Genomic DNA, 13658 nt, shown 5'->3' with positions numbered 1-13658 from the left:
ATCCGCCCCACTCCGCACTCCCCTTATGCTGCCCTGGCATGTTTCCACCTCGATTTGTTGTGAGCCTGCCTCGCCGGTTGCGTTTCGTTGCGCACAGGCAAAATCCGGATCTGTTTGCTGCTGCACGTGGGTGGGCGGCGAGCCGTGAAAGCCGGCATGACCCCAGCGGGTCAGACGTGCACCGCCCTCAATAACGGCGGATGTTCAGGGATGAATGGCAAGCAAAGCGAGGTTGCAATGAACTATCAACTGCTGTGGAAAAGTGCAATTTTTTCAGTCTCTTCCATGATGGCGATAAGCGCTGTTCAGGCTGCGCCACTGAATGTGATGACCGAGGATTACCCGCCATTCAACATGCAGGGGGAGGGGGGCAAGATTGTCGGGCTGTCGACCGAGGTGGTCGAAGAGCTGTTCAAGCGTGCCGGGGTCGAATACAAGCTGACCCTGATGCCCTGGAAACGGGCGTACGAAGATACCCTCGGCACCCCCAATACCGCCCTCTACTCCACGACCCGCACTCCGGAGCGGGAAGCACTGTTCAAGTGGGTAGGGCCGCTGGTCAATAACAACTGGGTGTTTTTCTCCAGTTCGACCGCCAATATCACGGTCAAGTCGCTGGAAGATGCCAAGCAGTATTCGGTGGGTGGCTATAACGGCGATGCGGCTGCCGAATATCTCAAGGCCCAGGGATTTGCCAAGTTGCAGCTGGCTGCCAACGATACCGCCAACGTGAAGAAACTGGAGGCAGGCCGCATCGATCTCTGGGCAACCGGCCAGTATCTGGCCCCCTATCTGGCCAGCAAGGAGAAGGTGGCCTCACCCAAGCCGGTCTTCGTGTTCAAGGAAACCCAGATGAGCTTGGCGTTTAACAAGGATACGCCCGATGAGCTCATCACCAAGCTCAACGAGATCCTCGCTGCCATGAAGGCGGATGGCACCATCGACAAGATCAATGCCAAGTACCAGTAACAGTACCAATAGCAAGTGCCGCTCAATGGCACTGCGCCGGCTGCCGTAAAACCGGGAGGAAACCATGGATTGGAAAAGTCTGACGTTCAGGATTGCCGTGTTGACCTCCCTGTCGGTGAGTCTGCTACTGGTGTTGTTTGGCGCTTACAACTACAACGCGGTCAGGGCGGAGAGCTACAGCAAACAGAGTGCGCTGGTCGAACAGGCCATCGGTCGGCTGCAGCTCTCCCTGCCCGGCCCGCTGTGGAATTATGAATCGGCCTTCATCGAGGCATCGCTCAAGTCCGAGCTGGCGGCCGATATCCTGAGTACGCTGCTGGTGGTCAACAAGGACAAGCTGGTGGCCGGGTTTGCCCGTGACTCGGCGGGGAGCATTGCCCCCGTGACAGCCATGCCTGCCGATACCGCTGCCTATGGGGGATATGATCTGGTCTATGACGACAGCGGCCAGAAAAACACCGTGGCCCGATTACTGGTTCAAACCAGTGATGCCGCCATTCAGGCCCAACTGCGCCAGCAGTTGATCACCACCGTCTGGCAGATCCTGGTGCTCGATCTCTGCATCATCGCGTTGCTGATGGTGCTGATTCATCGCAATGTGCTCAGGCCGCTCCATCAGATGAATCAGGCGGTGTTTGATCTGGCCAAAGGAGAGGGGGATCTGACCCGGCGTCTGAAGATCAGCCGTCAGGATGAGATGGGCGCGCTGGCCACCAACATCAACCACTTTATTGCCAAGTTGCAGGAGATGGTGGCGGAGATCAACGAGCTCTCTGCCGGTGTGTTGCAAACCGCCGAACTCTGTGACTCCCTCTCGGCAGATACCCGGGTAGGCAGTGACGCCCAGCAATCCGAGTTGGATCAAGTCGCCACCGCCATCACCGAAATGAGTCAGGCTGTGCAGGAAGTGGCTGGCAATGCGGTGAAAACCTCTGGCGCCACCGATGAGGCCAACCTCTATGTGGAGCAGGGTTACAATCTGGCGGGCCATGCCAATGAGGCCATCCATCAACTGGTGGGGGAGGTGGAGCGAGTCGCCACCCTGATGCGCACCCTTTCGACCGAGAGCAGCAGCATTGGCACCATCATCGAGGTGATCAACGGCATTGCCGAGCAGACCAATTTGCTTGCCCTCAATGCGGCCATCGAGGCGGCGCGGGCGGGTGATCAGGGGCGCGGTTTTGCGGTGGTGGCGGATGAGGTGCGCACCTTGTCGGGCCGTACTCGCCAGTCGACGGAGGAGATCAGCGCCAGTATCAAGCGGTTGCAGCAAGCGACCCAGAATGTCGGTGCCGGCATGCAACAGAGTCAGGAGAAGGCATCCCGCGCCGGAATCGAGGCGGCAGATGTGCAGATATCGGTGGAGAAAATTAAAAATCAGGTCAGCCTGATCCGCGAGATGAACATGTATATCGCCCAGGCATCGGAAGAACAACACTCGGTGGCGGAGGCGGTCAGCCACAGCGTCAACCGGATTGCAACGCTCAACAGCGAGAGTGCGGCCAGAGTGGCACAGGTTGCCGAGGCCAGCAGCGATCTGCGGCAGCTGTCGGCCCAGCTCGACACCCTGCTCAAGCAGTTTCGGGTCTAGTCAGTTAACTTCGCCCCGTTGGATCATCCTGCGGGGCAGGTCGGTTCCCATTATTTTGAGGCGCGGCGAGATGTTGTGAGGGGCAAGGGGCCTTGTCCTGCAGCGCTTTTCGTCATGCCCATGTCACTGTTCAGCTGAGATTGGCGTGACCGCGATACGCAAAACTCGCAGCATCATGCTCTGCCCGATACGCAGTCCGACAGCGCTGGACGCATATTTTCATTTTCCCCGCTCATGCCTGCCTGCATCTATTGTGCCGCTGATCCCGACCCTTTAGAATTTCGTTTAATTACAGCGAGTCCTGAGCCGCCATCTGGCTTTATCAGGTGTGGAATCCCATCTTCTTCATGATGAATGCAAATAACAGGTGGTTGGTATGACGGGGGTTGCGCCAGGCAATAACATATCAGCCTATCACTTCGGTGATTATGTCTTTGATGTCAAAAGGCGAGAGTTGATCTTCTGTGCCGACAAGGACAACTTGCAAAGCGCCCGGGTGGTGCGCTTGTCATCGGCAGAGAGCCTCATTTTCAGCTATCTGCTCGATCACCATGACGAGGTGTGCGACAAGGATCTGTTGCTCGAAATCGGCTGGTTGGGTCGCCCCATCAGCCCCAACTCCCTGAACGTGGCCATCGCCAATATTCGCCGCCACTTCGCCTCATCCCCCCAGACGCTGGATATCAGAAGTACCCCGAAAAAAGGGTACTCCCTGCATCTTAACTGCAAGATGAAGAGCTATTACGGCAAGGCACTGCCAACAGAGAGTGAGCCCTTGCCCGAGCCGATGAGCGAGCCCACGCCTGCAGCGGCTGCGCAGCCACCGTCGACATCACCAAGCTCCGACCACGAGGTCATCAAAGAGCCTGCTGCTCCCCGTACTTTTGGTGAGCGCGCCAAACTTGCCTTTCTCAGCGGTATCGGGCGGCCAATGCTGGCAAGGGGCCTGATATACGTCAATCTGCTACTGGCTGTGCTGGTGGCGTTTGTCGCCAGCTATCTCCATTTCGAGTGGCTCCATGTGCACTGCACCGACTCGCCGACCGGCGTTGTTTGCCAGATGGAGGCACGGAGCGATGTGCCACCAGTCAAACCGGCATCGCTGGTGCTGGTCTCCGGCCACCAGGTTCGCGTGCTTTCCTACAAAGAGCTCGAAAAAACGCTGTAAGGGATCTCTGATGAAACGAACGCTGAAAAATACCTTGCTGCTGTTGCCACTGCTTGTCGTGCTGCTGTTTGTGGTCGGGATGTTTATCAACAGTCTGGGCTGCCATTACGACCTGAAAATGTCGGCCAATGGAGTTAACTATCACGGGGTGTGCCGCTGGGGCAAAATCACCGTGATCGAAGAGGAGGAGGCGACCAGGGAGAAGTGGCGGGTGACCGGTTTTCAACTGACCTTCTTCAACCAGCTTGTCTACCTCATCGACAGTCGTACCCAACTGCACGAATCGGGTAACGATGACTCCTATCTCAATGAGTACAACCTGATCCAGTCGCAATATGCGCTGGTCAACTATGCCTGGGTGCCGCTGACTGAAAACAAGGTGGCGATCTTCCAGCGCGATCCGGTGCACGAGGTCGTGATTGCCCAGCGAGATGGCTGGTTCGATCTCTACCGCTGGTTCTTCCCCCCGGCACCGCTGGTGCCTGTTCAACCACAAAGCGCAGGTGCCGGGCGTCCCGCTAGTTTCTAAGCAATTTGCACCAGGGGCCGGTGACCTCGCAGTGGCCTGTCTCATCACTGTTTTGCCAGCCCAGCCGATGGTAGAAGGCTACTGCCGCCGTGTTGCGGGTCGCAACCTTGAGCGAGCCGTGCGGCGAATCAGCGAGGCCCCGCTCCAGCAGGGCGCGTCCTATCCCCTGACCGTGCCAGTCGCTTGACACATAGAGGTGATGGACGAAGTGATCGGGCTGCCAGATGGCGATAAAGCCGCAGATATTGCCCCCCTGTTCGGCTACCCACACCTGTTCACCTTTGGTCTGTTCCTCGAAATCCTCGAGTTGGAAACGGGCGGGATCGACCCAGTGAAAGGTGTGGCGGCGGCTCTTTAAAAACAGCCGGGCCAGTTGGGGAATGTCGTGTTCTTCCATGAGCCGGATCATGATGCCCTCCCGGATCAAGCCAATGTTCATTGAGGCAGCTGCACAGCGGCAGGTTAATCGATGCAAATGACAAGGGTGTGATTAAGCACTGTCCATTGTATTTGCCATGGGGCTATACTGCCGGAGTCCCTTGTATGGATGGCTTGAGGATCGCTGATTTATGGACAATAAACTGATTGAAGGCAACATTTTTGTTCCGGCGCACATAGACGATGTCTGGCACGCCTGGACTACCGAAAGCGGTCTGCGCAGTTTTCTGGCTCCCGAATGTTTGATGGTGGCCGAACCGAATGGTCCTTTCGAGATCTACTTCAGGCCTGATGCCCCGCTGGGTGAACGTGGCAGCGAAGGGTGCCGGGTCATGGCCGTCATGCCCTATGACCTGCTCAGTTTCAGCTGGAATTTCCCGCCCAGCCTACCCCATATCCGCCAGCAAAAGACCCAGGTTTGCCTGCGCTTTGTGCCGGAAGGGCAGGGCACTCGCCTCTACTTCCTCCAGAGCGGTTGGGCCAATGATCCGGATTGGGATCTGGGTTATGCCTATTTTCGAGAAGAGTGGCTGGAGACCAGTCTGCCACGGTTGCAGTACCGTTTTACCCACGGTCCCATCGACTGGAACAATCCTCCCGACAAGGCGCAGCTAAAGGCGCTGGCCCAGTAATCCCGGATATCAGACATAAAAAAAACCGGCCAAAAGGCCGGTTGAAACAGTTCAGGCTTGTCAGGTGACAAACGTATCCAGCGGATGAGAGTCGCTTTCCACTCCTTGTGAAGCACAACACTCTTGGTTACGTGCGGCTACTTTATGCCATTCACACTGAATCGAGGCTGAACCATGGATGATCCCGCCTCGTTCCCCCTCTTCAATCAGATAGTGATCCCCATCGACTGGCGCAAGTAAGCACCCGCACCGAGCAGCCCCGGCCCTTCATGGGTGATCAGAAACACCGGGATCTCCTTGAGGTAGGACTTGAAGCGCCCCTTGTCTTCAAAGGCGACCCGGAAACCGGAACCGGTAAAGAACTCCTGGAAGCGCGGCACTATGCCACCTGCGATATAGACGCCGCCAAAGGTACCCATATTGAGGGCCAGATTGCCGGCAAAGCGGCCCATCAGCACGCAGAACAGGCTCAGGGTGCGACGGCAATCGAGGCACTCCCCGGCCAGTGCGCGCTCGGTAATGTCTTTGGGGGCAAACGGTTCTGGCTCACGGCCATCGGATTTCACCAGCCCGCGATAGAGATTGACCAGGCCCGGGCCGGAGAGGAAACGCTCTGCCGAGACATGGCCCAATTCGCCTCGCATCACCTGCAGCACCGCATCTTCCTCTTCGGTGTTGGCAGCAAAATCCACATGACCACCTTCACCCGGCAGGCTCAGCCACTGCTCACCCGCCTTGACCAGATGGGCGACCCCAAGACCGGTGCCCGCACCATAGATGGCGATGGGTTTGCCCGCTACCGGCGCGGCGCCGCCAAGCTGGATGCGATCCGATTCAGCCAATACCGGCACCGCCATCGAGACCGCAGTAAAGTCGTTGATCACTTGCAGGCGCGCCAGCCCGAGATTGCTCTGCATCTCGCTGATGGAGAACTCCCAGCTGTGGTTGGTCATGGCAACCCAGTCACCGTTGATGGGGCAGGCGATGGCGATGCAGGCTTCAGCCACCTGTACCTTGTGTTCTTCCAGATAGAGGCGTACCACGGCTTCAAGGCTGGGATGGGCCAGACCTGAGTAGGTCTTTGCCTGAGAGATAGTTCCGGTGGCCAGCTCACACAGGGCCAGACGCGCATTGGTGCCGCCGACATCGCCGACCAGCGCATGGGTATGCTGCATAACAACTCCTTCGTTACAGGATGGGGACGACTCTGGTGTCCCGAGATTATTGTTGGATTATGACGGCCCATTCTATCCGAGCTCAGGCTTGCTCACCCGCCGGATCGATACAAACGTGCGCCTGCTCACAGTGTTGTTGCTTTGCAACATTTGTAAGCGCTTTCATGGCTAGGTGACGTTTTGTAACGAAAAGTACGAAATAATTAGAGATGAGTCATACTTTGTATGGCAGGCGTTAGTTGCCATAACCGCTTGTCTTGTATAGTCCTTAGCTTGAATGGAAACTTGCTTAGCCGTAGATTGAGTGCAAAGACACTGAAGCTAAATTACAAAAACGCCTGGTGGTGATGATGAATACCCTTGATAAAATTACGAACAACTTGGAAAGTTTCAGTAAATCAGAACGCAAGGTTGCCGAGGTGATCCTGGCGTCTCCCCAGACCGCCATCCACTCCAGCATCGCCGCTCTGGCCAAGATGGCCGACGTCAGTGAACCGACCGTCAACCGCTTTTGCCGCCGTCTCGATACCAAGGGCTTTCCTGATTTCAAACTCCATCTGGCCCAGAGCCTGGCCAATGGCACCCCTTACGTAAATCGTCATGTGGAAGCGGAAGATGGGCCCGATACCTACACCGCCAAGATCTTCGAATCCACCATGGCTTGTCTGGATGCCGCCAAAAACAGCCTGGATATCTCTGCCATCAACCGCTGCGTCGATATCCTGACCCAGTCCAAGAAGATCAGCTTCTTTGGCCTTGGCGCCTCCTCCGCCGTTGCCCGCGATGCCCAGAACAAATTCTTTCGCTTCAACATTCCGGTAGTGAGCTTTGACGATATCGTCATGATGCGCATGAGCTGCATCAACAGCAGCGAAGGGGATGTGGTGGTGCTGATCTCCCATACCGGCCGCACCAAGGCGTTGGTCGAGATCGCCGCGCTGGCGCGCGAGAACGACGCCACCGTGATCGGCATGACTGCCAAGGACTCCCCTCTGGCCCGCGAGTGCAATCTGGTGCTCTCCATGGATGTGCCGGAAGATACCGATGTCTATATGCCGATGGCATCCCGCATCGCCCAGCTGGCGCTGGTGGATGTGCTGGCGACCGGTTTTACCCTGCGCCGGGGGATGAAATTTCGCGAAAATCTGAAGAAAGTAAAAGAGGGATTGCGCGAATCCCGCTTCGAAACCCCGCACTCTTCCTGAACCGTCGGGGGCTCCGGCCCCCGACTGTCTATGCCACCCGCCTTGGTGTAGTATTGTAATTTAATAACAAAAACCACCCAGATGGTTTGTAAACGGGTGCATCGAGCCATGGGCTTGATGGGGCAGAATCTCAAGTCATATCAACTTCATATTGGAGTCTTTCATGCCTAGACGTACAAAGATTGTAACCACACTCGGTCCGGCTACCGACCGCGAAGGGATCCTCGAAGGGATCATCCGCGCCGGGGCCGACATGGTGCGGATGAACTTCTCTCACGGCACTGCTGAAGACCATATCCTGCGCGCCAATCAGGTGCGTGACATTGCTGCCAAGCTCGGTCGTCACGTCGCCATCATGGGTGATCTGCAAGGCCCGAAAATCCGTGTTTCCACTTTCAAGGATGGCAAAATCTATCTGGCCATCGGTGACAAGTTCATTCTCGACGCGGCACTCGGCAAGGGTGAAGGTTGTCAGGAGCAGGTCGGTATCGACTACAAGAGCCTGCCAGACGATGTGGTGCAGGGCGACATCCTGCTGCTGGACGATGGCCGTGTGCAGCTGAAGGTCGAGCAGGTTGAAGGCACCCGCATTCACACCACGGTGACCGTGGCCGGGCCGCTCTCCAACAACAAGGGCATCAACAAGAAAGGGGGCGGTCTCTCCGCTCCGGCCCTGACCGAGAAAGACAAGGAAGACATCAAGACTGCTGCCCGCATGAATGTGGACTATCTGGCTGTCTCCTTCCCGCGCTGTGGCGATGACCTGCGTTACGCCCGCGAGCTGGCCCGCGAAGCCGGTTCCAATGCCAAGATCGTGGCCAAGGTCGAGCGTGCCGAAACCGTCGCCACCGATGAGGCGATGGAAGACATCATCCTCGGTTCCGATGCTGTGATGGTCGCCCGTGGCGATCTGGGTGTAGAGATCGGTGACCCCGAGCTGGTTGGCGTACAGAAGAAGCTGATCCGCCATTCCCGTCGTCTCAACCGTGTGGTGATCACCGCGACCCAGATGATGGAGTCGATGATCAATGCGCCGCTGCCGACTCGTGCAGAGGTCATGGACGTGGCCAACGCCGTGCTGGATGGTACCGATGCGGTGATGCTCTCCGCCGAGACTGCCGCCGGTCAGTTCCCCATCGAGACAGTGACCTCCATGGCGAGCGTCTGTGTCGGTGCCGAGAAGCATCCGAGCCTGAACGTCTCCAACCACCGCATGAGCTACACCTTCACTTCCGTTGAAGAAGCTGTAGCCATGTCCACCATGTATGCGGCCAACCACCTGGAAGGGGTCAAGGCGATCGTGGCGTTGACCGAATCCGGCACTACTCCGCTGCTGATGTCCCGTATCAGCTCCGGTCTGCCGATCTTCGCCATGTCTCCCCACAACAAGACCCTGGCCTGGACCAATCTCTACCGCGGCGTCACTCCGGTGATGTTTGACGGTGACGAGACCAAACCGGTCTACGAAGTGTGCCGCGACGCGCTGGCCGTGCTCAAGGATAAGGGGCTGTTGCAGAGCGGTGACATGGTGCTGCTGACTCACGGTGATAAGATGGAAACTGTGGGTAGTACCAACACCTGCAAGGTGATGATGGTCGAATAAGCCCGTCCGGTTTTACTGTGCTTAAAAAGGCTGCTCCTCTTTGATGAGCAGCCTTTTTGTTAACCGCAGTCGGGCTGTGGCGGTATAAACAGGACTCAATGATTGCTTAACCGGATTCCCCTTCCGATAATGCGGGAGTGATTTTCAGCGGGTAGCCTGTTGTAGGTGATCGTCTCAGGTAACCCAGACACTCGACAATACGGGAGTGAAAAAATGAACAAGCGTAACTGGTTGCTGGCCTTGTCACTGAGTCTGGCCTTCTCACCCTGTTATGCCGACTGGGCCAAGCTCAAGGCCGCAGCGTCGGATCTGGGAGCGGCAGTGAGCGAGACCGGCAAGGAGGTGTGGCAGGATGTCAGTGATTTCTCCAAGAAGAGCTGGGCCTCCATCTCGGCCTGGGGAGAGGATGCTTTCAATACCGCTGGCGTCTGGACAGACAAGAGTATCGCCACTGGCAAGGAGTGGCTGAAGGCGGCCGATAAGGAGCTCAACGAGATGCTCAACCCCAAGACGGCGAAAGAGGCGAGGATCGCGCTCAATACCATGGCCGACACCGCATTGATCCGGTTGTTCAACGAGCAGCCATCAGCCAAGCTGTTGTTTGACAAGGCTTATGGCTATGCGGTGTTCGATTCGCGCAAGTTCTCCCTGATGCTGCATACCAATCAGGGAGCCGGAGTGGCGGTCAATCGCAAAACCGGCAAGCACACCTATATGAAGATGTTTGGTGCAGGTCTGGCGGCCGGGATTGGCGGCAAGTTCTATCAGCAGGTGATCCTGTTTGAAGACAAGGTCAGATTCGATGCCTTCGTAACCCAAGGGTGGGAAGCCACCTCCGAAGTGGGGGTGGTGGCCGGCAAGGAGAGCGCCGAGCTGACCGCCAAATACAACGGCGGCATGGCGATCTACCAGATTGGTGAGAAGGGCCTGCTGCTCGATGCCAATATCTCCGGCTCCAAGTACTGGATTGACAAGGACCTGACTGAAACGAGCCGCTAATCCTGTCGTTATCGGTTGCTCACTGCACACCATGCGCTTGTCGTGATCTTGCCAACAGGCCCGCAATGCGGGCCTGTTTGTTCTCTCGGTGTCAGTGGGCTGAATAGACCTGCTTGCCCTTGAACATGGTCCAGAGCACCTTGGTCTCCTTGAGCTCTTCGCTTGCTACCTGTTCCAGATTGCGATCCAGCAAGATCAGGTCAGCACTCTTGCCCGCGCTGATGGAGCCAATCTCCTTCTCCCGTCCAATTACCTTGGCGGCGTTGAGGGTATAGGCCTGCAAGATGGCCTGACGGCTGATCTGCTCGCTGGCGGGGGGCAGCAAGCCAAGCTCCCCTTGACGAGTGATCGCGGTATACATGGCGAGGAAAGGGTTGGGGCTGGAGACCGGCCAGTCACTGGCACTGGCGATAATGGCGCCGCTTTGCAGCAAGCTGCCTGCCGGATAGAGGCGGGCTAGCAGTGCCGGGGGCACTTTTCCTTCAAGCAGCAGGGTGGTCGCCACGTTTTTCCCGGCCCACAAGAGTTGCATCGATGCGGCCACATTGAGCGGTTTGAAGCGGGCAATGCTGGCCGGGCTCACCACCTCCAGATGGGTGATGCTGTGCAGCAAGCGGTGATCCTGATTGTGGGCCCGGGCATAGGCGATGGCATCGAGGGATTCACGGACGGCCCGATCGCCGATGGCATGAAAGTGAGCGATAAGTTGATGGGCATCCGCGGTGCGGATCAGCTCGTTGAAACGCTGCTTGTCCAGATCGTCCTTGCCGCTGTAACCGGGACGGTTGAGGTAGGGCTCGCTCAACTTGGCGGTCTGGGATGGATACTCGATGACACCATCTTGCAGGATCTTGATCCCCACCAGTTTAACGTCCGGGGCATCTTGAAACTGCTGTCGCAGCGCCAATACGTCATCAATGATGACGGGTGATGCATGTATCCCCACCAGTGCCAGTGCGGATACATGTCCGGTCAGCTTGCCTTCCCGGGAGAGCATGCTGTACGCCGGCAGCAGGCCGGTATCGCGGCGATCCGGCTCGGCGTTGAAGATGGGCGCAAGGGGGCGAATGTTGCTGATAGGGTCCATCCAGGCGGTAATGCCCACCTGATTGAGCTGTTTGGCGGCGGTCATGATGGCCTTGGCAATCGTCTCGTCGCTGACGGGGGGCAGGGCCTTGAGGATGGCATCCCAGCCGCCTTCCGAGGCAAAGCCATTGAGCTTGCCGGATGGGGTGAGGCCAAAAGTGCCTTTCAGCGGAGCATAACGGCCGTCAAGGGAGCCGGCATCAATGCCAGCCTTGCGCAGCATGGCCTGATTGGCCCAACCGGTGTGGGCATCCGAACCGGCAAGCACTACCGGGATCTGCCGGTATTGCGGGCCATTGAACAGCTGATCGAGCAGGGGAAGCTGATGCCAGTAGTCGAGGGAGACATTGCTGTATAGCTCTACATCGCCCAGTGTCAGGCGGGGATCATCTTTGCTGCGGGTCAGAAATTGCTGCACCTGCTCAACCTCACTCATGGCATCGGGAAAGTTAACTGTCATCCCCTGAAAACCGGCAAATGCCGCATGAACATGGCTGTCGATGAGCCCTGGCATCAGGTACTTTCCTTTCAGATCAAGACGCTTGGCATGGTTGCCGAGGCGGGCGCTGACCTCCTGATAGCTGCCGACTGCCACGATCTTTTTACCTTCAATGCCGACCGCTTCCGGGTGAGGGTTCGCCGGATCACCACTGTAGATGGTGCCGCCAAAGATCAGCGTCTGGCTCTGTGACTGGGCATTGGCGGCAGCGGGAAGCGTTACCAGCAGGCTGGCTAGAAACAGCGTTTTGATATTCATGGGCATGACTCCGTCGCTTCGGTGCCCGAAGGCACCGAAGTGGGTAAATGGAAATGAGGTATCGGCTTATCGGTTGATCAGCGGGATACAGATATCAAACACGTAATGATCCCGGTCGGAGTCCGTGCCTGCGTGGTATTGCTCGTAACACGGGCGATCGTCGCAGTTCAGCCCTTGGCCCACTACCCAGCGAAACGCCGTCTCCCAGCAGGCAACCAGTTGATCGCCGCGAGCGATAAAGTGACATACAGCATAGGGGCCCGCTGCGATGGTCTGGGTGGTTAACTGGCGCCCAGCGGGGATCTCTGGCCCCAGCTCGATGCAGACGTCAGTACGACAACGGGTCTCATCGGTGATATCGGGGATATCCCAATAGAGACTCAGGGTACCCGCTGGTGTCATCGCCTCGTCTGAGGCGAACAGCGCGAGCAAATCCCGATGAGCTTGCTCGCAGGTCTCTTTGCCATAGGGGCCCAGGCGGCGCATGTACGCCACGCGCCGGGCGGGCATCAGCCTGACGCTAGCCCCCTGCAACAGACCCGGGTGTTCGGTGACCGGGTGCATGACCAGGCCATCATAGGTGTCAAAGGGAAGGGGATCGTTTCCAATCTTGCTTTTCCAGTTTCCCCCCTGCTGCTGGCGGTATTCCGAGGGGCTCATGGCGAAGTGCAGGCGAAAGGCCTTGGCGAAATTCTGCGAGCTGGAGAACCCGGCGGCCAGTGCGAGGGTGGTGATGTCGCTTTGGGGGGAGGCGAGCAAGCGACGGGCAGCGCGTTCCATACGCAGGCGCCGGGTAAATCCGGCAATGGTCTCGCCGACCATCGTCTTGAAAATACGGTGGAAGTGGAAGGTGGAGATGGCTGCCGCTGCTGCGACCTCATCCAGGCCCGGATTGTCATCCAGATGGTGGCTGATGTAGTCCATCGCCTTGAACACGGGTTTGCGATAATCCAGAGCGGACTCCTTGCCAGCCAGCAAAAGTGGGCGTCAGAGTCGGATTTAATCAGAGCCACCTGCCGTTGTCGAACCCGTCCGGCCTGGTCTGGCCACTCATCCTCGTCGCATTTTTAACGCATTGGCACTCTAATTGCTTGTTGCATGCCAGCGTCAATGATTTGTCTGGGGATGGAAAATGGAAATTAGTGCAAGCAGCCTGATGCAAGAGATGCAGGCGCTCAAGATCGAAGCAGGCGCAACGCCGCTGGCACAACCCGGTCGTCAGGTAACCTCCGACTTTGGTCTGCTGCTGCAACAGGCGCTTGGCAACGTCAACGAGCTGCAAGGCGCCGCCAATGATCTGCGTACCCGTTTCGACATGGGCGACAAGTCGGTGGATCTGGCCGAGGTGATGATCGCGGGCCAAAAATCCTCCATCGCCTTTGAAGCCACGGTACAGGTGCGCAACAAGATGGTCGATGCCTACAAGACCATCATGAACATGCCGGTATAAGCGACGCCAATAAACCATGACGACTGAACATCATGAACATGTCAGCAATAAGGACA

General features: G+C 57.4%; 12 protein-coding genes and 1 pseudogene. 9 read left to right on the top strand and 4 right to left on the bottom strand.

The features are described from left to right. The first annotated feature begins 237 nt into the window (after window positions 1–237). From NOM06_RS00535 to NOM06_RS00520, 4 genes are all read left to right on the top strand, one after another. Window positions 238–969, top strand: a complete 732-nt coding sequence (locus tag NOM06_RS00535; RefSeq protein ID WP_005334783.1) for an ABC transporter substrate-binding protein — start codon at window positions 238–240, stop codon at window positions 967–969. Window positions 970–1033: 64 nt separating this feature from the next. Then, complete coding sequence (locus NOM06_RS00530) at window positions 1034–2560, top strand: methyl-accepting chemotaxis protein (RefSeq protein ID WP_255909117.1); 1527 nt, start codon at window positions 1034–1036, stop codon at window positions 2558–2560. Between the two features lie 454 nt (window positions 2561–3014). Then, window positions 3015–3728, top strand: a complete 714-nt coding sequence (locus tag NOM06_RS00525) for a helix-turn-helix domain-containing protein (protein WP_255909115.1) — start codon at window positions 3015–3017, stop codon at window positions 3726–3728. Between the two features lie 10 nt (window positions 3729–3738). Beyond that, window positions 3739–4257 (top strand): hypothetical protein, encoded by a 519-nt coding sequence (locus NOM06_RS00520; protein WP_005353702.1) that lies wholly within the window; start codon window positions 3739–3741, stop codon window positions 4255–4257. Here the strand turns inward: NOM06_RS00520 and NOM06_RS00515 are convergent. Next, the gene (locus NOM06_RS00515; protein ID WP_040065353.1) at window positions 4247–4666 is read right to left on the bottom strand and encodes a GNAT family N-acetyltransferase; all 420 of its coding nucleotides are present in this window, start codon (window positions 4664–4666) and stop codon (window positions 4247–4249) included. The two genes, NOM06_RS00520 and NOM06_RS00515, sit on opposite strands and share 11 nt — an antisense overlap. A 160-nt stretch (window positions 4667–4826) precedes the next feature. Between NOM06_RS00515 and NOM06_RS00510 the strand changes: the two genes are divergently transcribed. Next, entirely contained in the window at window positions 4827–5327 is a 501-nt protein-coding gene (locus NOM06_RS00510) for an SRPBCC domain-containing protein (RefSeq protein ID WP_158109531.1), read from the top strand. Between the two features lie 206 nt (window positions 5328–5533). Here the strand turns inward: NOM06_RS00510 and glk are convergent. Next, window positions 5534–6505, bottom strand: a pseudogene (glk, locus tag NOM06_RS00505) (glucokinase); the annotation flags it as partial. A gap of 344 nt (window positions 6506–6849) precedes the next feature. Between glk and NOM06_RS00500 the strand changes: the two are divergent. The 3 genes from NOM06_RS00500 to NOM06_RS00490 all read left to right on the top strand — a co-directional run bounded on the left by NOM06_RS00500 (window position 6850) and on the right by NOM06_RS00490 (window position 10309). Next, window positions 6850–7707 carry a MurR/RpiR family transcriptional regulator gene (locus NOM06_RS00500; protein WP_005347620.1) on the top strand — a complete coding sequence of 286 codons (858 nt, stop codon included), beginning with the start codon at window positions 6850–6852 and terminating at the stop codon, window positions 7705–7707. 163 nt (window positions 7708–7870) lie between these two features. Continuing rightward, on the top strand, window positions 7871–9310 hold the full coding sequence (pyk, locus tag NOM06_RS00495) for a pyruvate kinase (protein ID WP_005353698.1): 1440 nt from the start codon (window positions 7871–7873) through the stop codon (window positions 9308–9310). Window positions 9311–9523: 213 nt separating this feature from the next. Then, window positions 9524–10309: a hypothetical protein gene (locus NOM06_RS00490; RefSeq protein WP_255909113.1), complete on the top strand. Its 786-nt coding sequence runs from the start codon at window positions 9524–9526 to the stop codon at window positions 10307–10309. A gap of 91 nt (window positions 10310–10400) precedes the next feature. Here the strand turns inward: NOM06_RS00490 and NOM06_RS00485 are convergent, their stop codons facing one another. Beyond that, window positions 10401–12152, bottom strand: coding sequence for an amidohydrolase (locus NOM06_RS00485; protein WP_255909111.1), 1752 nt, complete (start codon window positions 12150–12152; stop codon window positions 10401–10403). A gap of 66 nt (window positions 12153–12218) precedes the next feature. Further along, window positions 12219–13130 (bottom strand): GyrI-like domain-containing protein, encoded by a 912-nt coding sequence (locus tag NOM06_RS00480; RefSeq protein ID WP_255909109.1) that lies wholly within the window; start codon window positions 13128–13130, stop codon window positions 12219–12221. Window positions 13131–13284: 154 nt separating this feature from the next. Here NOM06_RS00480 and fliE point away from each other — a divergent pair, with 154 nt between their 5' ends. After that, window positions 13285–13602 (top strand): flagellar hook-basal body complex protein FliE, encoded by a 318-nt coding sequence (fliE, locus tag NOM06_RS00475; RefSeq protein ID WP_005353687.1) that lies wholly within the window; start codon window positions 13285–13287, stop codon window positions 13600–13602. Window positions 13603–13658 lie beyond the last annotated feature (56 nt).

Origin of the sequence: Aeromonas sp. JL9, from assembly GCF_024436075.1 — a bacterium.
Lineage (GTDB): Bacteria > Pseudomonadota > Gammaproteobacteria > Enterobacterales > Aeromonadaceae > Aeromonas > Aeromonas veronii.
The sequence above is the reverse complement of the archived record's forward strand: the minus strand, read 5'-3'. Positions and strand labels throughout refer to the sequence as shown.

What these genes read in the sequence shown, in the direction of transcription:
- NOM06_RS00535 (WP_005334783.1), top strand. Translation starts at nt 238, where the DNA reads ATGAACTATCAACTGCTGTGGAAAAGTGCAATTTTTTCAGTCTCTTCC.
- NOM06_RS00530 (WP_255909117.1), top strand. Translation starts at nt 1,034, where the DNA reads ATGGATTGGAAAAGTCTGACGTTCAGGATTGCCGTGTTGACCTCCCTG.
- NOM06_RS00520 (WP_005353702.1), top strand. Translation starts at nt 3,739, where the DNA reads ATGAAACGAACGCTGAAAAATACCTTGCTGCTGTTGCCACTGCTTGTC.
- NOM06_RS00515 (WP_040065353.1), bottom strand. Translation starts at nt 4,666, where the DNA reads ATGATCCGGCTCATGGAAGAACACGACATTCCCCAACTGGCCCGGCTG.
- NOM06_RS00510 (WP_158109531.1), top strand. Translation starts at nt 4,827, where the DNA reads ATGGACAATAAACTGATTGAAGGCAACATTTTTGTTCCGGCGCACATA.
- NOM06_RS00500 (WP_005347620.1), top strand. Translation starts at nt 6,850, where the DNA reads ATGATGAATACCCTTGATAAAATTACGAACAACTTGGAAAGTTTCAGT.
- pyk (WP_005353698.1), top strand. Translation starts at nt 7,871, where the DNA reads ATGCCTAGACGTACAAAGATTGTAACCACACTCGGTCCGGCTACCGAC.
- NOM06_RS00490 (WP_255909113.1), top strand. Translation starts at nt 9,524, where the DNA reads ATGAACAAGCGTAACTGGTTGCTGGCCTTGTCACTGAGTCTGGCCTTC.
- NOM06_RS00485 (WP_255909111.1), bottom strand. Translation starts at nt 12,152, where the DNA reads ATGAATATCAAAACGCTGTTTCTAGCCAGCCTGCTGGTAACGCTTCCC.
- fliE (WP_005353687.1), top strand. Translation starts at nt 13,285, where the DNA reads ATGGAAATTAGTGCAAGCAGCCTGATGCAAGAGATGCAGGCGCTCAAG.